Source organism: Desulfobacula sp. (assembly GCF_014237455.1).
Taxonomy (GTDB): domain Bacteria; phylum Desulfobacterota; class Desulfobacteria; order Desulfobacterales; family Desulfobacteraceae; genus Desulfobacula.
In genome coordinates, this window is the sequence record NZ_JABZFL010000051.1 from 64618 (window position 1) to 84009 (window position 19392).

At 37.7% G+C, this 19392-nt stretch carries 16 protein-coding genes; all 16 read left to right on the forward strand.

The features are described 5' to 3' along the window. The first annotated feature begins 112 nt into the window (after positions 1-112). The 16 genes from HGJ91_RS07425 (at position 113) to aroC (ending at position 19388) form a co-directional block, all read left to right on the forward strand. Positions 113-1324: a type II secretion system F family protein gene (locus tag HGJ91_RS07425; protein WP_291347079.1), complete on the forward strand. Its 1212-nt coding sequence runs from the start codon at positions 113-115 to the stop codon at positions 1322-1324. A gap of 4 nt (positions 1325-1328) precedes the next feature. Next, a complete protein-coding gene (locus tag HGJ91_RS07430) occupies positions 1329-2642 on the forward strand; it encodes an ATP-binding protein (RefSeq protein ID WP_291347080.1) in 1314 nt (437 codons plus the stop codon). A 95-nt stretch (positions 2643-2737) separates the two neighbouring features. Beyond that, positions 2738-4219 carry a lysine--tRNA ligase gene (lysS, locus tag HGJ91_RS07435; RefSeq protein ID WP_291347081.1) on the forward strand — a complete coding sequence of 494 codons (1482 nt, stop codon included), beginning with the start codon at positions 2738-2740 and terminating at the stop codon, positions 4217-4219. After that, the gene (locus HGJ91_RS07440; protein ID WP_367142585.1) at positions 4209-5444 is read left to right on the forward strand and encodes a lipoprotein-releasing ABC transporter permease subunit; all 1236 of its coding nucleotides are present in this window, start codon (positions 4209-4211) and stop codon (positions 5442-5444) included. Before lysS ends, HGJ91_RS07440 begins: the two co-directional genes overlap by 11 nt. Beyond that, on the forward strand, positions 5437-6126 hold the full coding sequence (locus tag HGJ91_RS07445) for an ABC transporter ATP-binding protein (RefSeq protein WP_291347082.1): 690 nt from the start codon (positions 5437-5439) through the stop codon (positions 6124-6126). The genes HGJ91_RS07440 and HGJ91_RS07445 overlap by 8 nt, the downstream gene beginning before the upstream one ends. Positions 6127-6154: 28 nt before the next feature. Beyond that, positions 6155-8809 carry an outer membrane protein assembly factor BamA gene (bamA, locus tag HGJ91_RS07450; RefSeq protein ID WP_291347083.1) on the forward strand — a complete coding sequence of 885 codons (2655 nt, stop codon included), beginning with the start codon at positions 6155-6157 and terminating at the stop codon, positions 8807-8809. A gap of 25 nt (positions 8810-8834) precedes the next feature. Further along, positions 8835-9368: an OmpH family outer membrane protein gene (locus tag HGJ91_RS07455; RefSeq protein WP_291347084.1), complete on the forward strand. Its 534-nt coding sequence runs from the start codon at positions 8835-8837 to the stop codon at positions 9366-9368. Positions 9369-9377: 9 nt separating this feature from the next. Further along, positions 9378-10421 (forward strand): UDP-3-O-(3-hydroxymyristoyl)glucosamine N-acyltransferase, encoded by a 1044-nt coding sequence (lpxD, locus tag HGJ91_RS07460; RefSeq protein WP_291347085.1) that lies wholly within the window; start codon positions 9378-9380, stop codon positions 10419-10421. 11 nt (positions 10422-10432) lie between these two features. Next, positions 10433-11209, forward strand: a complete 777-nt coding sequence (gene lpxA / locus HGJ91_RS07465) for an acyl-ACP--UDP-N-acetylglucosamine O-acyltransferase (protein ID WP_291347086.1) — start codon at positions 10433-10435, stop codon at positions 11207-11209. Positions 11210-11231: 22 nt separating this feature from the next. Then, the gene (locus HGJ91_RS07470; RefSeq protein WP_291347087.1) at positions 11232-12050 is read left to right on the forward strand and encodes an LpxI family protein; all 819 of its coding nucleotides are present in this window, start codon (positions 11232-11234) and stop codon (positions 12048-12050) included. Between the two features lie 14 nt (positions 12051-12064). Beyond that, positions 12065-13234 carry a lipid-A-disaccharide synthase gene (gene lpxB / locus HGJ91_RS07475; protein WP_291347088.1) on the forward strand — a complete coding sequence of 390 codons (1170 nt, stop codon included), beginning with the start codon at positions 12065-12067 and terminating at the stop codon, positions 13232-13234. Between the two features lie 79 nt (positions 13235-13313). Next, positions 13314-14549, forward strand: coding sequence for a hemolysin family protein (locus HGJ91_RS07480; protein ID WP_291347219.1), 1236 nt, complete (start codon positions 13314-13316; stop codon positions 14547-14549). Between the two features lie 536 nt (positions 14550-15085). After that, positions 15086-16183, forward strand: a complete 1098-nt coding sequence (pheA, locus tag HGJ91_RS07485) for a prephenate dehydratase (RefSeq protein WP_291347089.1) — start codon at positions 15086-15088, stop codon at positions 16181-16183. Continuing rightward, positions 16180-16995 carry a shikimate dehydrogenase gene (locus tag HGJ91_RS07490; protein ID WP_291347090.1) on the forward strand — a complete coding sequence of 272 codons (816 nt, stop codon included), beginning with the start codon at positions 16180-16182 and terminating at the stop codon, positions 16993-16995. The genes pheA and HGJ91_RS07490 overlap by 4 nt, the downstream gene beginning before the upstream one ends. Then, a complete protein-coding gene (gene aroA / locus HGJ91_RS07495) occupies positions 16996-18252 on the forward strand; it encodes a 3-phosphoshikimate 1-carboxyvinyltransferase (RefSeq protein WP_291347091.1) in 1257 nt (418 codons plus the stop codon). 80 nt (positions 18253-18332) lie between these two features. Next, a complete protein-coding gene (gene aroC / locus HGJ91_RS07500; protein ID WP_291347092.1) occupies positions 18333-19388 on the forward strand; it encodes a chorismate synthase in 1056 nt (351 codons plus the stop codon). The last annotated feature ends 4 nt before the right edge of the window (positions 19389-19392 follow it).

A 19392-nucleotide genomic window follows, 5' to 3' on the forward strand; every position in this document is an offset into this window, starting at 1 on the left:
TCGATAAAATTTATATAGTATATCCGTATAAAATTTACAATTGATCTGGCTTTAGTATATTTAAATTTTATAAAAACTAACTTAGTTTGAAAAATTATAAAGAGGATTAAGAATGCCTACTATTTTCGAATGGAAGGGAAAAAATCCCCGAGGAAGAAAAATCAAGGGAGAAATGGAGGCAGAGACTCCTGAACAGGTAAAACAGAGTCTCCTAAGAAGAAAAATAACGCCTACCAAAATCAGAAAAAAACCAAAAGATATTTTTAAAAACATAAAATTTCTTCAGCCTAAAGTCAAAGAGCGTGACGTCATCATCTTTTCCAGACAGTTTTCCACAATGATTGATGCCGGATTACCGCTTCTTCAATGCCTTGATGTCCTTCAAGCGCAGCAGGAAAACCCGACGTTTAAAAAAAATCTGAAAAAAATAAAAGAATCTGTTGAATCCGGTGAAACTTTTGCCGACTCTTTAAAAAAATTTCCAAAAGTGTTTAACGAGCTGTTCGTCAACATGGTTGCAGCCGGAGAGTCAGGCGGTATCCTCGATATCATCTTAAAACGACTTTCTGCATATATGGAAAAAATGGCCAAACTGAAGCGACAGGTCAAGGGGGCCATGACATATCCGATTATTACCCTTATTGTCGCTGCTCTTGTCGTTGGTGTTATTCTGGTTTTTGTCATACCCGTCTTTTCAGAAATGTTTGCTGACTTTGGTTCAACTTTACCGGCACCGACGCTAATTGTCATTGCCATGAGCGAGTTTGCCATTGGCAATATAGCTTATATCATTGGAGGGATAGTTGCAGCTTCGTTTCTTATCAAGCGAACCTATATGACCCAAAAAGGTCGTATTTTCATGGATAACATGTTTTTAAGACTTCCTGTCATCGGTATCCTGATCAGGAAAGTGGCTGTGGCCAAATTTACACGAACGACCAGCACAATGCTCTCAAGTGGTGTGTCAATTCTTGAGGTACTTGATATTGTAGCAAAAACAGCTGGAAATAAAATTATAGAATTTGCCATTCAGGATGTCAAAGTCGGGATTGCTGAAGGAAGGTCAATGGCTGATCCTTTGCTTGAAAGCGGCGTTTTCCCTTCCATGGTCTGCTCCATGATCGCTGTGGGAGAATCAACTGGTGCATTGGATACCATGATGGAAAAAATTGCTGATTTTTATGATGATGAGGTGGACCAGGCTGTTAAAAACCTGACTAGTATGATAGAGCCTTTTATGCTTGTTTTCCTTGGTGTTGTAATCGGAGGCCTTGTCATTGCCATGTATCTGCCCGTTTTTAAAATGGCAGGTGCTATTTCATAGAGACATGAAAAACTATTATTTCCAAGACAGCCCGGATTTTTCAATTCAGATCAAATGGATTGTTCTGTCAAGGGTTGTTTTTGCCATCATTTTGATCGTATCCTGCCTTATTTTTTCTTTAAGGGAAAATTTATCCTTTTTTTCACAGCCATTTCTACCCTTGTATAACATCGTTGCATGTATTTTGATTCTTTCAATTGTTTATTTGATTTGGTTGAATAAATTTAAAAACCCCCTGATTCTTGCATATTTCCAAACCATTGCTGATACATTTATTGTAACGGCTATTGTTTTTGTTACGGGTAGTTATGACAGTCCTTTTAATTTTCTTTACCTGGTTGTTATTATTTATACTTCCATGCTGCTGCTTCAAAAGGGCAGTCTGATCATTGCCGCAATTTCATGTATTCAATATGGCATTTTAATAGAGCTTGAGTACTATAAAGTCATCACACCGTTTATGGGGCAGTTTTATCTTTCCAGTACGATAAATGAGAGCCATATCATTTACAGAATCATCATTGTCACTATTGCGTGTTTTGCTGTAGCAATCCTCAGCGGCATTCTGGCGCTTCAGTTAAAAGGTGCTAAGCAGGATTTAAAAATAACCCAGGAACACTTGAAACGGGTTGAAAAAATGGCTGTCATGGATGAAATGATATCCGGCATAGCCCATGAAATTAAAAATCCGTTAGCGTCTTTATCCGGCTCTATTCAACTGCTCAGGGAAGATGCAAAACCAGGCTCTTATGAAGACAAGCTGATGCAAATTATTTTACGAGAAACAAATCGACTTAAAAATATCGTTGACGATATCAGACTGTTTGCAAAACCCCGCACGGACAATGCTGTTGAAATGAAGATAGCGGACGCCATTGAAGAGACGGTTGAGCTTTTTTTAAATGACCCTGAACGGAATAAACAAATCAACTTCACTATGAATTTGGATAAAGAGATTTGTATATTTATCGATCCAGCGCATTTCACCCAAATTCTATGGAATTTATTAAAAAATGCCACTCAATCCATAAAAAATCGGGGAGAAATCAAAATTTACCTCAAACCATCAAGAAACAACCGCGTTTATTTAACCGTAAAAGACACCGGTATCGGGATCACTCAGAAAGATTTCACTCATATTTTTGACCCCTTTTACACAACCAAACCTGATGGGACCGGCCTTGGTCTCTCTATTATTCATAGATTGATTGATACCTATAATGGTATGATTGATTTTGAATCAACGCGTGGAAAGGGTACGATTTTTACTATTCTTTTAAATAGTACCCCCGTCAAAAGGCAAGTAACAAAATCTTGACAATTTTATGTAAACTAGGCTATTTATTCTTGTTTTATCAAAATTAAAATTAAACGATCTGCAGGATGCGGTAAAAATATGAGGGTATGTGGTTTATGGATAAAGAAAGCAAACTGATACAAGTTAGAAAAGAAAAAATCAATGAATTGAAAGAGAACGGGATTAATCTCTATCCAAATGATTTTAAACCATCATGTTCTATAAAAGAACTTAAAAAAATTATCGGCAAGAGACCTGATTCGTTAGGGGAAAAAGGTGATGAGTTCTATGTGGCCGGAAGAATGATGGCCGTCAATAAAATGGGAAAATCATCTTTTATCAGGTTTAAAGACGGTTCTGATCAACTACAGGCCTATTTGCAAAAAAATAGATTGGGCGACGAGACATATTCTCTTTTTAAAAAGCTTGATATCGGTGATTTTATAGGAGTTAAAGGCCCCTTGTTTCAAACAAGAACCGGAGAGTGGACACTTCTGGCAAAAGAGTTCAGGCTTTTATCAAAGGCAGTAAGGCCACTTCCTGAAAAATTTCACGGGCTAAAAGATCCGGAAAAAAGGTATCGCCGGCGTTATCTTGATCTTATAATGAACGAGGATACAAGGCAGATTTTTATAAAAAGAAGTAAGATTGTAGCTTCCATGAGACGTTTTTTTGAAGAAAAGGGGTTCATGGAGGTTGAAACACCCATGATGCAGCCTTTAGCCGGGGGTGCTGAAGCGACACCTTTTAAAACCTGGCACAATGCGCTGGGAATGGAGCTCTTTTTAAGAATTGCCCCGGAATTATACCTGAAAAGGCTGGTCGTGGGCGGGTTTGAAAAAGTGTTTGAAATTAACCGCAATTTCAGAAACGAAGGGATTTCAACTCGACACAATCCTGAGTTTACAATGGTTGAATTTTATCAGGCCTACGCTGACTATGAAAATCTTATGGATTTAACTGAAGAGATGTTTGAATCCATTGTAAAAGAAATTTCGGGATCAACAGCTATCGAATACCAGGGACAGACCATTGATTTTAAAAAAGGATGGCAGCGTATTCCCATGATAGAATCTCTTGTGAAAATCGGTGGGGTTGATCCGGCAATATTAGATGATACTGAATCGCTGCTCAATTTTGCACAGAAAAACAACATACAAATTACGAAAAAAGACCGTCATGGCAAAGTATTAACCAAACTTTTTGATATTTTGGTTGAACCGAAGTTAATCCAGCCTACATTCATTACCGGCTACCCTATAGAAGTATCTCCCTTATCCAGAAAGAGTGATGGTAATCCTGAGTTAACAGACCGGTTTGAATTATTTATTGCCGGCAGGGAAATTGCCAATGGATTTTCTGAAATCAATGACCCTGAAGATCAGCATAACCGATTTTTAATGCAGGCCCAACAAAGGGATGAGGGAAATTCGGAAGCCCATATCATGGATTCCGAATATGTGGAGGCTCTTGAATACGGTATGCCGCCCACAGCAGGAGAAGGCATTGGTATTGATCGGTTTGTCATGCTGCTGACTGATTCCCCGTCAATTCGGGAGGTCATTCTTTTCCCCCATATGAAAAAGAATGTCTGCTAAAATGGCCCTTGAATTATTCATAGCCGGCAAATACCTTAAAGCAAAGAGAAAAGAAGGGTTTATTTCCCTGATCACCTTTCTTTCCGTGGCAGGTGTTGCCGTTGGTGTTATGGCTTTGGTGGTGGTAATTGCCGTCATGAGTGGTGCAGAAACTGATTTTAGAAAAAGAATTCTCGGGCTTGAACCGCATATACTTATTATGAATTACTCAGGTAAGTTTGACACGTATTCTCACATTTTAACGGAGCTCGATCAAAGGGAACAAATTAGAGGCGCTTCACCGATTTTATTTGCCCAGGCTATGATCCGGTCAAGTCACTCTTTTTCCGGTGTTATGATTCGAGGAATCGATCCTGAAAAAGGGTTTAGCCTTGTTAAAGGATTCAATACTGAACAATTAAAAAAAGTACTTTGCAAAGGAACGAAAAACGGGGATCTTCCCGGAATCATTTTAGGCCAAGAACTTGCAAACTCTGTTGGAGTAATAAAGGGAGACAAGGTGATTCTTATGTCACCCCATGGATTTATTTCTCCCATGGGCCATATCCCATCAATGAAACGGTTTGTTGTAACTGATACATTCGACTCGGGCATGTACGAATATGACAGTGCACTTGCCTATGTTAACTTAAAGGAAGCGCAGCGACTTTCCGGTGTTAAAGATAAAATTTCTGCCATTGGAATCTGGATTGACGATGTGTTTAATGTTAAACCGGTTAAAAATAGTCTTTCAGACATATTAAGCAACCCATTTTATTTGCGAGACTGGATGGAAGTCAATAAAAGTCTTTTTTCTGCATTAAAACTTGAAAAAACGGCTATGTTTATCATTTTGACTCTGATCATTCTTGTAGCCGCCTTTAATATTGCCAGTGCGTTAATTATGATGGTGATGGAAAAGACCAAAGAAATTGCCGTGTTAAAAGCAATGGGAGCGACAAACAAGACGATTAGAAGGATATTTATTCTTAAAGGTATGATCATTGGGCTTTCGGGTACATTTATCGGTACGATTTCAGGTGTGGGCATTTGTTTTATTCTAAAGAAATATGACTTTATCCAGTTGCCGGACGCTTATCCATTTTCTACACTTCCTGTGCAACTTGAATGTTTTGATGTTTTGATCATAGCGGTTAGTGCCATTATTATTTGTTTTTTTTCGACGCTTTACCCTTCATATAAGGCGTCAAAAATGGATCCTGTTGAGGCATTAAGATATGGATAATTCACTGATACCGATGATGTCGCTTCAATCTGTTTCAAAATGTTTTTATTTAAAAACATCAAAAATTGAAATTTTGAATAATACCTCCTTTAATATCTATAAAGGTGAAACCATTGCTGTCGTTGGCTCGTCCGGTATCGGAAAGTCAACATTGCTGAATCTTATCGGTACACTTGACAAGCCGGATTCAGGAAAAATTTTTTTCAAAAAAGACGATTTGTCCCTGTATAATGATGAGAAACTCGCCCACTTTAGAAATTTAAAAATTGGTTTTGTATTTCAGTTTCATTATTTACTTAAAGGTTTTTCAGCATTAGAGAATGTTCTAATGCCGGGTTTAATTGCTCATAAAAATAAAAAAAGGGTTGAAAGAAGTGCCTCAAATATGCTTGAAAGAGTAGGGCTTTCGTCAAGACTTTCTCATCGGGTAGAAGATCTCTCGGGAGGGGAACAGCAGCGGGTGGCCCTGGCAAGAGCTTTGGTCATGGAACCGGATATCCTTCTGGCAGATGAGCCAACGGGAAACCTTGATCAAAAAAACAGCAAAAGTGTACATGCATTAATCGATGAACTGAACAAAGAGCTCGGTATGACTGTTATTGTGGTTACTCATAATAATGAACTGGCTCGTATAATGAAAAGAAATGTTACAATAATGAATGGGGAAATCCTTCCTGTTTAATTTGGTTATGAGAATTAGGGATAACATTATGAATAAATCTATTTTAAGAAAAGCTTGTATCTTTATTATTTTATTGAGTTTATTGTTCAGTGGTGATCTGTTTGCCCAGGCAGAGATTAAACAGACGGATATTAAAGTTGCTATCATCCCTTTTTCCCTTGATGCTAAGCAACCCAACCAGCAGATAAAAAACAGGATTCCTTTAATGATTTCTGAAAAACTTGAGCAGGAAGGTGCTAAAGTAATTCTTTTGGAAGTCTGGCAGAACACTGAGGAATGGGATTTTTCTCAATTTCGAAAATTCGGGATTGAATCAGGTGTCGATTATATTTTGACAGGATCTTTGTTTGTTGCAGGTGAAAGTATTAGTATCGACTCAAGGCTTATTAATATTTATGAAAAAGAAAACTCCACATCTTTTTATGCTGATGCAAATAATTTTGAGAATCTTTTTTCAACTATTTCCCAACTTAGCAAAGAAATAATCGGAGAACTCTTTCATAAGAAAATAATAATAGATATTGCCGTTACCGGGAACAAAAGAGTTGAAACTGATGCAATTATGAGAATTATCGACACTCAGGCCGGTGATATTATTAAGCCTGACAATATTTCTAAAGATTTGAAGAAAATTTATGAGATGGGCTACTTTGACAATGTTATTGTTAAAAAAGAATCCCTTGATAATGGCGTTAAAGTAATTTTCGAAATTATTGAAAAATCGACTGTCAGGAAAGTAAAATTTAAAAAAAATACTGTTTATGAAGACGAAGAGCTTGCTGATATTGTTGATACGAGAACCGGTGCGATTCTAAATATTCACAAACTCAACTCAGACATTAATCGAATGCGTTTAATGTATACGGTAAAAAACTATCACAATTGTTCCGTAACCTATGAAATAATCCCTCTTGACCATTCCCAGGCAGATATTGTTTTTAATATCGAAGAAGGAGAAAAAGTAAAGGTCGAAAAAATTATTTTTGAAGGGAACAAACACTTTTCTGATAAAAAAATTAAAAAAGCCATGGAGACTTCCGAAAAAGGGTTTCTCTCTTTTTTCACCTCTTCAGGAGATCTCAATGAAATCGAAGTTAAAAACGATGTGATAAGAATTGAATCTTTATATAAAAACAACGGGTTTATCGATACAAAAGTATCAGATCCTATTGTTGATATTGGCGAAGAATTTATTTCAATTCGTTTTAAAATTGACGAGGGTGCTCAATACAAAATTAAAAAAATTGATATTACTGGCGATCTGATTCTGCCCAAAGAAGAAATTTTAGAGATAATTCAATCCAAAGAAACAAAATTATATAATAGAGAATTTATCAGAAAAGATATTTTGTCCATCTCTGATATTTATTCCAGCAGGGGGTTTGCTAATGTTAATGTCGCTCCCATGGTTAATAAAAACGATGAAGAAAAAATGATGAATATCACATATTCAATCAATAAGGGCGAGCCTGTTTATTTTAACAGGATTAATATCAGCGGTAATTTAAAAACTCGTGATAAGGTTATCAGAAGAGAGATTAAAATTGCTGAACAGGATCTCTACAGCAAGGAAAATATTCAATTAAGCTTTAAGAACTTGAACCGCTTGGATTATTTTGCTGAGATCGATGTCAAGCCAGTTAAAACTTCCGATGAAAATAAAATGGATTTAGATGTCCGGGTTGTTGAAAAAGAAACAGGCAGCTTTTCTATTGGGGGTGGCGTCAGCAGTGAAGATGGAGGCTTTGGTATGGTATCTGTTCAGGAAAGGAATTTGTTTGGAAAAGGACAAACAGGAAAGATTTCTGCGATAATATCACAAGAAGAGGTTCTCTATAATATTGGTTTTTATGAACCCTATATTATGGATACAGCTGTTTCCGGTGGAATCCAACTCTATAAAGAAGATAAAGAGTATGATTATTATGATAAAGAAGCCCTTGGATTGACGTTAAGGGTGGGTTATAAGCTTTTCGACTATACAGGGATTGGAATCCAATATAATATAGAAGATTTTGAGATAACTAATGTTCAAACCGATTTCACCAATATGACATCCGGTTCTTTTCTGACAAGCAGTATAAAACCCTATATTCAATATGATTCCAGAAATGATATTTTCACACCAACTGAAGGAGCAAAACATAAATTTTCAATAGAATATGCTGGAGAATTTTTAGGCGGTGAGATTGATTACACAAAATATCTTGTTGAAACAGGTGTATATTTTCCTCTTTTCTGGAAATTCACCGGTGCGCTGCATGCAGAAGCCGGATACCTGGATGATCGAAGCAGTGATGACATCGATATTGATTACATCAGATTTTATCTGGGAGGTATGAATTCAATCAGAGGTTTTGATAAATATGATATTAATGGTAATCAGGATGGAGATATCAAAGACAGGGGGGGCGAAAAATATATCCAATTTAATGCGGAAATGACTTTTCCACTCTCAGAAAAATATAAGATTATAGGTGTGTTCTTTTATGACCGCGGGGATGTTTATAGAACCAGTGAGGATATTGATCTGGGTGATCAATTTTCAAGTTTTGGTACCGGGATAAGATGGAATTCACCAGTAGGACCCTTAAGGATTGAATATGCCTGGGTCATTGATGGGAAAAATGTGAAAGAACGTGGTGATGGACAATTTGAATTTTCTGTTGGTGCTTCTTTCTAAACTTTAAAAAATGTTGGAGGTTTTAATGAAAAAAATATTCGTTATTTTAAGTATAACAATATTTTTCTTTGGATTTATTCCGGGAGGTTTTTGCGCAGATGCAGGTAAAATTGGAGTAGTTGATTTTCAAAAAATTTTGAGGGAATCAAGTGCCGGGAAAATGACTCAGAAACAACTTAGTGAGAAAGGCAATGAGTTTCAAGAAAAATTAAAGACTGAAAAAGCACAATTGGATGAAATGAAAAAATCATTTGACAGAGAAGCTCTCGTTCTGAGTCCCGAAAAACAACAGGAAAAACAACGTGAGTTCAGGATCCGGGTGAATGATTTTAAAAAAATGCAAGATGATTTATCCAGAGGGTTTAAACAATTAGAGGTTAAGCTTTTAAATCAAATTCAAAAAGCTGTCTTTGAAATTGCAAATGAAATTGGAAAGAACGAAGGGTATTCGATTCTTCTTGAAAAAAAGACCGCAGGCGTTATTTATCATCTTGATCAACTGGATATTACCGATCAAATTATTAAAAAATATAATTTAAAAACTTCTAAAACCAACTAAGTTTTTTTTATGAAACTGTCCGTAAATGAAATTGCAAAAATTATCCAGGCTGAAATCGCTGGTGATCCTTCGTTTATTGTAAAGGGAGTTTCCTCTTTTGATGACTCAGAACCCCATGATATTACATTTGCATGTGAAACAAAATATTTAACTCATCTCCAACAAACAAGGGCAGGGGCAGTTATCGTCCCGGCCACTTTTGTTTTTGATGACCATGATTCCGGGAATACTATTTTATTGAAAACCGATAATCCCAAACTGTCTTTTTTTAAATTAGTATCGATATTTCATCCGGAAAAAATAACAAAGCCCGGTATTCATCACAGTGCAGACATAGGACATCATGTAAAGGTTGGAAAAAATTCCATCATTGGATCAAATGTATTTATGGGCGATAATGTCCAAATCGGAAACAATGTTCATCTTATGCCAGGCGTTTATATCGGAGATGATGTCTTTATAGGTGACAATACGTTAATTAAACCCAATGTCACTATAATAGAAAAAACCAGGCTCGGGAAAAATGTTATTATCCATTCCGGAACCGTCATTGGTTCGGATGGTTTCGGTTTTACTCAGAATTTTGACAAGCATGAAAAGATTGTACATACCGGATATGTCCACATTGGAGATCATGTCGAAATCGGTGCCTGCAATACCATCGACAGAGGAACGCTGGGCATGACTGTTATCGGAAATGGCGTCAAAACAGACAATCTTATTCACATTGCACACAATGTCAAGATTGGGGAGAATACGTTGATTGTGGCCCAGGTTGGGATTGCAGGAAGTACTAAAATCGGTAAAAATGTTATTATAGCCGGAAATGCCAGTATTACAGGACATATAAAAATTGGTGACGGTTCTATTGTCGGTCCTTGTGCAGGTGTTCGCAGTAATGTTCCTGAAAATGAAATTGTATCAGGGATGCCGCATATGCCGCATGTTCGTTGGCGTAAGGTTGTAAGTATCATATCCCGGTTACCGGAAATGAGAAAAAGTCTTTTTTCTTTTGAAAAAAGATTAAAAGATTTAGAAAATAAAAATGAATAAACGGAGTAAAAATGATTCAGATTCATCCCACGGCAATTATTGATCCTTTAGCTGAAATAGATACCAATGTTACGATAGGCCCCTATGTCATTGTTAAATCAGATGTTTGCATTGGTTCCGGCACCACTATTGGTCCCTATACCACCATTGAACAATATGTAAACATAGGAACCGACTGCCAGATTTTTCAATATGCCTCTATTGGCGGCGCACCTCAGGATCTTAAATTCCATGGCGAAAAAACATATTTAAAGATCGGCAGAGGATCAATTATCCGGGAATTTGTGACGATTAACCGGGGAACGGAATTTGGTGGCGGTCTTACTGAATTAGGGGAAGAAAATTATTTAATGGCCTATACACACATCGCCCATGATTGTAAAACCGGGAAACAGGTTATTCTTGCGAATAATTCCACTCTTGGCGGTCATATTATAATTGGTGATAATGTCACGGTGGGTGGCCTGGTTGCCATCCATCAATTCGTTCAAATTGGAGATTTTGCTTATATCGGTGGGAAATCTGCTGTGGTAAAGGACATACCACCATATGTGATTGCCTCCGGAGATCGGGCGAGTCTCCATGGTTTGAATAATGTGGGCTTGAAACGGCATAAATTTTCAAAATCAACTCTTCAGCAACTTAAAAAAGCGTATAGAATTGTTTTTCGAATCGGATTAACGGTTAAGCAGGCAACAGAACGTGTTAGAGCTGAAGTTGAACAAATCCCTGAAGTGAAAAATTTTATTAAATTTATTGTCGAATCCGACAGGGGTGTTACTAGATAACCTGGAGGTCGCGCATAAAAAAATGAGAATAGGACTTATAGCCGGTGGCGGACAATTCCCCATTCTTTTTTCAAAAAAGGCTGTAAAGAAAGAGTATAAAGTCTTTGCTGTAGGGTTTACCTCTGAAACGGATAAAACGCTTGGGGATTATGTTGAAGATTTAAAATGGATCTACCTTGGACAGGTCACCAAACTGATCAAATATTTCAAGCAACACCATATTACTCAGGCAGTTATGCTGGGCAGTATCAAAAAAACAAATATTTTCAAAGATATCCGCCCTGACTTTAAAGCTCTCTCGTTTATTGCAAAGACAGCCAAAACCCATGATGATTCTGTATTAACTTCATTTGCTGATCTGCTCTTAAAAGAGGGGATAAGGATTCTGCCTTCCACCTTTCTTCTCCCTGAATTGATCAGCCCTAAGGGGTGCTGGACAAAAAGAAAGCCGGATAAAGTTGAAAAAAAAGATATTTTTTTGGGCTGGAAGATAGCAAAAAAAATCGGAAAACTTGATATCGGACAATGTATTGTCATCAGTAACGGAACGGTTCTCGCCGTTGAAGCAATAGAGGGAACAGATATGACCATTAAAAGAGGCGGTCTTCTGTCTCATCATAATGGTGCTGTTGTTGTAAAACTTTCCAAGCCATCTCAGGATCTAAGGTTTGATCTACCTTCCTCTGGTTGCCAAACTATTGAGAGTATGCATGAGTCCGGAGTTACAATTCTTGTGCTTGAAGCAGAAAAATCCATTTCATTTGACCGGGAGGAAATGATAACACTCGCAAATAAATATAATATATCCATTCTTGGTTATACAGACAATGAAATACCCTGAAGGTCACACGCAAAATGAATCTTCCCGCTAAATCCAGACATATTATGATTCTTACAGGAGAACTCTCCGGTGATCTGCATGCAGGAAATCTTGTTAAAGAAATCAGACAATTAAACACCAGTATTTATTTTTCAGGTATAGGTGGAACACATCTTGAAAATCAGGATGTAGACCTTTTCTACAACATTGCAAAACTCTCTGCAATGGGTATTACTGAAGTCCTGATGCAATTTAGACAGATAAAAAGAGCCTTTGATTTGTTCAAGGAAAAACTGAAGGTTGACACACCGGATTTAATTATACTTGTGGATTATCCGGGATTCAATTTAAAAGCTGCCCAGTTTGCCAAAAATCATTACAAGATAAAAATTTTATATTATATAACACCAAAAGTATGGGCGTGGAAAAAATCAAGACTTAAGAAAATAAAGAAATATGTTGATCACGCAGCGTTAATCCTTCCTTTTGAAGAAAAAATATATAAAAAGGCTGATATTCGATCCACTTATGTGGGCAGTCCATTAACAGATGAATATCCTGAAAACATATCAAAACCATTTTTTCGATCAAATCATTTATTATCAAAACATAAAGATCGTGTGATCATAGGCCTGCTTCCAGGATCCAGAAAGGCTGAGATAAAAAATCTGCTTAGCATAATGATAAAAGCGGCTGATCTTATTCATAAAAAAAATCGACGGGTCTCTTTTATTATATCTCAAGCGTCTTCAACACATAAGGAAACCATAAAAATTATTCTAAACAAAATTAAAGAAAAATCATTGTTTCAAATCAATAATGGACCGGTTAAGGATATTTTCTTGAAATCGGATCTTGTTATTGCAGCTTCCGGCACCGTCACTCTTGAAGCTGCGCTTTGCTGTGTCCCGACCATCATCATATATAGAATGTCCACAATCAGTTATCGGTTAGCAAAACTGTTTGTAAAAATAAAATATGCTGGATTGGCAAATTTAATCGTGAACAAAGAAATCATGCCTGAACTACTCCAAGACGATGCAACCCCTGAAAAAATAAGTAAAAAAGCTTTGGACATGCTTGATCACTTAGTGGTTTTTGAGAATCAATTGCAAATGGTCAGAAAATTACTGGGAACCGAAGGGGCCTCAAAAAGGACTGCCAATATTGCTATCGGTCTTCTAAGGGAATCATCCCTGCGATAATAAATTTGACAAACCAGCTTAAATACTATTAGAGTGATTTCATACATAGATAACAAACAAAGGATTATATTCTGCTTTGATGACTTTTGAATTGATTGTACTTATTATATGCCTTTTTTTATCCGGTTTTTTTTCTTCCTCTGAAACGGCTCTTTTTTCAATTAGCAAAGTCAAGGCGCTTCATATTGCCAAAGACGGTTCTAAAACAGGACTTTTGATTTTGAAGATGAAAGAGGATTCTCATACACTTTTAACGACTATCCTGATTGGAAATAATCTTGTAAACATTGGTGCTTCGGCCATTGCCACATCCATTGCCATCTCATATTTTAAATCCAATGCCGTTGGTATCGCAACCGGTACGATGACAATGCTTATTCTTGTTTTTGGTGAGATCTTTCCAAAATCATTTGCCAATCATAATAATATTCTTGTGGCCAGGATTGTGATTTATCCGCTTCTCTGGCTGTCGAAATTATTGTTCCCGTTGATTTATATATTGAATTTTATACCTAAACTGCACGGGACTATTGATACTTCCCATGAAACTGTAACGGAAGATGAACTGATGACGATGGTTGAAGTGGTTGAAGAAGAAGGGGAGATCAAAGAAGAAGAAAAAGAATTTATTACCAATATTTTTGAATTTGACGACACCTCGTGCTCTGAAATCATGACTCCCAGGGCAGATATGTTTGTGATAGACGTATCACGGGATATGGATATTGAAAAAATTATTAAAACAGGATATTCCAGGATTCCGGTTATGGAAGGCAGTATTGATAATATTATTGGAATTTTGCATGTAAAAAATTTATTTGCAAGTTATCAAAAAGCCTGTTCATCTGATTCTGATACGCCATTGGACGTAAAACAAATCATGAAAAAACCATATTTTATTCCTGAATCCCAAAAGCTTGATTCCCTGTTGCAGGACTTTAAACAGAAAAAAAATCATATCGCAGTTATTGTGGATGAGCATGGTGGTGTATCCGGCATTGTAACTCTTGAAGACGTTGTTGAAGAAATTATAGGTGAGATTGTTGATGAAACCGATAGTCTGGTCCCTGATTTTGTAAAACTTAAAGGGAATAAATGGCTGATCACAGGAAAGATTGATATTGATGATTTAAACAAAGAACTTGAAATTGAAATTCCGGAATCAAATACATATGATACATTTTCAGGATTTTTTCTCGATCAGATAGGCCGAATTCCAAAACCGGGTGACTCTATTAACATGGATAAGTGGGTGGCAACAGTTAAAGATATGGATGGCAACAGAATAAAAAGCTTTATTCTTAAAAAAGAATAAATTTATTTTTTTTGTTTGGGAGTATTATATGGTATTTTTGATTGTAACCCGACCGGGGAGTGAATTGCGATGAATCCGATTGAACCTCTTACAGCTTCTAAATTCCGTTGCGCTGACCCGCAAAAACTCGCTGTCGCTCAGACACTTTGCCGGTCTTAACGCTCCACTGCGTCAAGACCCTGTACAGAAGGCCAATCAACAATTCCCTACAAACCACTCCCCGGCCTCCTCGGTAAAATTCAAATCCCAAAACCTATCTAAGGATAATGCTTTCTCCCCATATACTGGAATTTATTAATAATTCTCTTGACATATCCATACCCTGAGTATAATTTTTTATGTCTTAAGCTTAGATAAGGAAACAATAATATGGTAACTGTAGACAAATTTTTTACATTTTTTTGGTATTTTTTTAAAATACTTCATAGTCTGTGGTGAGATTATCGTTTCAACATGTTTAAAAACCAATCAAAACCGCAGCAGATGAAACACCTGATGTGGTTTTTTTATTAATTAAAACGGTGTATATAGCAGTGATGAATGAAAAACGAGCTGAAAATGATTTAAGTGGGTTAAGGGAGCAAATAGACAGCATTGATGCTGATCTTTTGAGTTTGATTAATCAACGGCTTGAAATTGGTCAAAAGGTTGGGAAAATTAAAAAGAAAAAAGGCGGGCAGATACTTGATCGATCCCGGGAACGAAAAGTAATTGAAAAACTGTCCAAAATAAATCAAGGTCCTGCTGATAAAGAATTATTAAAATATATTTTCAATGTCATCATTACAGCTACCAGGGAAATCCAAAAACCGAAAACCATATCTTTTCTGGGTCCTGAAGCAAGCTATACGCATATCGCGGCACTGGCTCATTTTAAGCATTCAGGGAAATTTGTCGAACAGCCGAATCTATATGAAATTTTCAGGGAAGTAGAGAAAAAAGGGAGTCATTTCGGGGTAGTTCCTGTTGAAAATTCAATCGAAGGTGCCGTAAACCACACACTTGATTTGTTTGCTGATTTTGATTTGCATATTTGTGCTGAGCACTATGAACCTGTTTCCCATGATTTGTTGTCCATAACAGGTGAACCAGAACAGGTTGGAAAAATTTACTCCCACCCCCAGGCGCTGGCTCAATGCAAAACCTGGATGAATAAAAAGTTTGCCCATGCTGAGATATTTGAAACCAGCAGTACATCCAAAGCTGCGCTCCTGGCCGCTGGAGACAAAAGAATAGCCGCCATTGCAAGCAGACAGGCCGCTCATATTTATGGATTGCAGACTGTGGAATCAAAAATAGAAGATTATTCAGGAAATATCACAAGATTTCTTATCATTGGTAAAGATATGCCGGAACAGACGGGAAATGATAAAACATCTATCATGTTTGCGACTTCCCATGTGCCGGGCGCCTTGTTTAAAACGCTTGAACCTGTTAACAAGGCGGGACTGAATATGTTGAAGCTTGAATCCAGACCCACACGGCATCACGACTGGAGTTATTATTTTTTTCTTGATATTGAAGGGCACAAGCTGGACAAGCTTGTTTCTCACACCATTAAAGAAATCAAAAAATATTCCCTGTTGCTGAAAGTGCTTGGATCTTATCCGGTTTATGTTAAAGAGGAAGTATGATTGATTCTAATACACAACTTTACTGCATTTTTGGAAACCCTGTCAGGCATTCCAAAAGCCCTGCAATTCACAACGCCTGTTTTCGACAGCATCGAATTAATGCAGTTTACCTTGCCTTTGAAATTGATAAAATTTCAAAAGGCATCACAGCAATGAAAACACTAAACATTAAGGGTGCATCTGTTACAATCCCATTTAAAGAATCTATAATGAATCACCTTGACTGGATTGATGAAGACGCGTTGAACATTGGCGCAGTAAACACTGTTGTGAACAAGGATGGAAAACTACTTGGGTATAACACTGATTATAAGGCTGCCATTTCTCCCTTAAAACCAATTGGTATCAAAGATAAAAGGGTCTGCATCATAGGCGCTGGCGGGGCAGCCCGGGCAGTTGCCTATGGGTTACACAAAAGAAAGGGGAATCTTGTCATTATCAACCGGAATAAAGAAAGAGGGGAAAGCCTGGCTCTAAAGTATAAGGCTGATTTTATTCCAATGAGTGAAACCGATAAAATGGATGATATAACCGCAGATATTATTATCAACACGACACCCCTTGGCATGAGCCCTGATGTTGAAAAGTCGGCTTTTCCTTCCAACCAGATGAATTCGCAGATGGTCGTTATGGATATTGTTTATAATCCGTTGAGAACAAAACTGCTGTCTGAGGCACAAAAAAAAGGGTGTACAACCATTGACGGACTATCCATGTTCCTTTATCAGGGTGCGGCTCAATTTAAATTATGGACCGGTATATCGCCTGATATAGAACTGATGCGACAAACAATGATAAATGGAGATAATTAGTTGAGACAAATCATTCCAAAAAAAATTGAAGCTCAATCGGTTGTGATTCCAGGGTCAAAAAGTATTTCCCACCGCATGATGATTTGTGCATCCCTTTCCAATGGAACCTCAAGCATTGAAAATCTTCTTCAAAGTGATGATATTCTACTGACCATTGATGCCCTTAAACATATGGGAGCAAAAATTGACAAAATAAAAGACCATCATTTCAGGGTGTCCGGCTTTGGTACAAAGCCTCAATCCTGTGATAAAGATATTTATCTCGGCAATTCAGGCACCTCCATGCGGCTTCTGGCCGGAATCGCAGCTCTTGGAAACACCCGCTACACTCTTACAGGGGACAAGCGAATGCGCGAACGCCCGATGAAAGAGTTACTTGACGCACTAACCATGTTGGGGATTCATGCAAAATCAGAAAGCAATACAGGTACACCGCCTGTTCATATCAAGGGAAACAGCAGGGAAGGGGGGGCAGTTAAAATTGACTGCTCCAAAAGCAGTCAGTATTTATCTTCCCTTTTAATGATGGGGGCATTGATGAAAGACGGCCTTGATATCAGCCTTAAAGGGCCACCTGTATCATCTCCCTATATTGACTTGACTATTGATATTATGAAAAAATTTAACGTTAAAGCCCATCAAATTGATACCACCCATTACAGAGTCACAGGAAAGCAATCCTATATCCCGGGAGAGTTTTATGTTGAACCCGATCTTTCCAATGCCGGCTATTTCTGGGCTATCGGTGCGGTTACAGGAAAAATGATATCAGTTAAAAATATCAGCAAAAACTCTTTACAGGGGGATCTAAAACAGGTTAAAATTTTGGAACAGATGGGTTGCACTCTTAAAGTTGAAGACAGCCAAATCGGTGTTTGCGGGTCCTGTCTTAATGGAGTGGATGTGGATATGTCTGATACCCCTGATGCCGTTCCTGCCATTGCTGTTGTAGCAAGTTTTGCTAAAGGAAAAACCAGAATAACCAATATTAAGCATTTACGTGAAAAAGAGTGCGACCGGATTGATGCTGTCTCTTCACAACTGATGAAAATGGGTATAGAGGTAAAGCAAGGGGAGGATTATCTGGAAATTACAGGTGGTGAACCAAAGGGAGCAAGAATAGAAACGTTTAATGATCATAGAATTGCCATGGCATTTTCCATTCCCGGTCTTATGGCCCGAGGTATGGAAATTGAAAATGAAACATGTGTTGAAAAATCTTTCCCAAATTTTTGGCAGATTTTTAATGCTTTGTAGTGAGAATTTTATGAAAATATTTCTCTTTCTGAATCAATTATTCTAGAAATCGTTAACAGTATTGACAGGAGGTTATCTTAATGTCAGGCAGCAGCTTTGGAAAAGCATTTAATATCACTACCTTTGGAGAATCACACGGTAAAGGAACAGGTGTTGTGATTCAAGGGTGTCCTCCGGGTCTTACAATTAACGAAAATATCATACAAACTGCTCTTGATAAAAGAAAGCCGGGCCAAGGGGTATCCAGTACAAAAAGAAAAGAACCAGACCATCCTGTTATTTTATCGGGTATATTTAATGGACAGACCACAGGGACTCCCATTATGATCATGATAGAAAATCAGGATGCAAAATCAGACTCTTATAAACAGATAGCCTCCCTTTTCAGACCGGGTCATGGTGATTACACCTATCAGGCCAAATACGGCATCCGGGATTACAGGGGCGGAGGAAGGGCCTCTGCAAGGGAGACTGCCGCAAGGGTTGCAGCAGGTGCAGTTGCGCAACTGGTACTTGATCAATACAATATCACAATAAAAAGTTATACACTGGAGCTTGGTAGTATCAGAGCAATTCATATTGATAATTTATCTGAAAAAAATAAAAATGTTTTACAATGCCCTGATCTGGAAGCTGCACAAAAGATGGAAAAAAGAATCAAAGCTGTTAAAAAAGAAGGGGACTCTTTGGGGGGTATCGTTGAAATTATGGCATCCAATGTACCTGCGGGTTTAGGAGAGCCTGTTTTTGATAAACTTGATGCTGATATTGCCAAGGCTTTAATGAGTATTGGGGCTGTCAAAGCCGTTGAAATCGGTGCAGGAACAGGTGCCTCGCAAATGACAGGCTTTGAGAACAATGATCAGATTTTACCGGATGGCTTTCAAACCAACCATTCTGGGGGCATTCTGGCAGGGATTTCAAATGGGGATGACATCATCGCAAGGACTCATGTCAAGCCCATCCCATCTATTCTAAAACCACAGCAGACCATTGATGAAAATGGTAATGCAGCCCAGATTTCTACTGAAGGGCGTCATGATATCTGTGCCATCCCAAGGATTAACAAGGTCTGCGAGGCCATGATGGCAATTGTACTCACAGATCATTTATTACGTCAAAAATCCTTAGCCTGACAGG

Coding starts and splice junctions, on each gene's coding strand:
- HGJ91_RS07470 (WP_291347087.1), top strand. CDS start 11,232: ATGAGAATAGGACTTATAGCCGGTGGCGGACAATTCCCCATTCTTTTT.
- lpxD (WP_291347085.1), top strand. CDS start 9,378: ATGAAACTGTCCGTAAATGAAATTGCAAAAATTATCCAGGCTGAAATC.
- pheA (WP_291347089.1), top strand. CDS start 15,086: ATGAATGAAAAACGAGCTGAAAATGATTTAAGTGGGTTAAGGGAGCAA.
- HGJ91_RS07425 (WP_291347079.1), top strand. CDS start 113: ATGCCTACTATTTTCGAATGGAAGGGAAAAAATCCCCGAGGAAGAAAA.
- HGJ91_RS07430 (WP_291347080.1), top strand. CDS start 1,329: ATGAAAAACTATTATTTCCAAGACAGCCCGGATTTTTCAATTCAGATC.
- lpxA (WP_291347086.1), top strand. CDS start 10,433: ATGATTCAGATTCATCCCACGGCAATTATTGATCCTTTAGCTGAAATA.
- HGJ91_RS07480 (WP_291347219.1), top strand. CDS start 13,314: ATGACTTTTGAATTGATTGTACTTATTATATGCCTTTTTTTATCCGGT.
- HGJ91_RS07455 (WP_291347084.1), top strand. CDS start 8,835: ATGAAAAAAATATTCGTTATTTTAAGTATAACAATATTTTTCTTTGGA.
- aroC (WP_291347092.1), top strand. CDS start 18,333: ATGTCAGGCAGCAGCTTTGGAAAAGCATTTAATATCACTACCTTTGGA.
- HGJ91_RS07440 (WP_367142585.1), top strand. CDS start 4,209: ATGTCTGCTAAAATGGCCCTTGAATTATTCATAGCCGGCAAATACCTT.
- lpxB (WP_291347088.1), top strand. CDS start 12,065: ATGAATCTTCCCGCTAAATCCAGACATATTATGATTCTTACAGGAGAA.
- HGJ91_RS07445 (WP_291347082.1), top strand. CDS start 5,437: ATGGATAATTCACTGATACCGATGATGTCGCTTCAATCTGTTTCAAAA.
- bamA (WP_291347083.1), top strand. CDS start 6,155: ATGAATAAATCTATTTTAAGAAAAGCTTGTATCTTTATTATTTTATTG.
- lysS (WP_291347081.1), top strand. CDS start 2,738: ATGGATAAAGAAAGCAAACTGATACAAGTTAGAAAAGAAAAAATCAAT.
- HGJ91_RS07490 (WP_291347090.1), top strand. CDS start 16,180: ATGATTGATTCTAATACACAACTTTACTGCATTTTTGGAAACCCTGTC.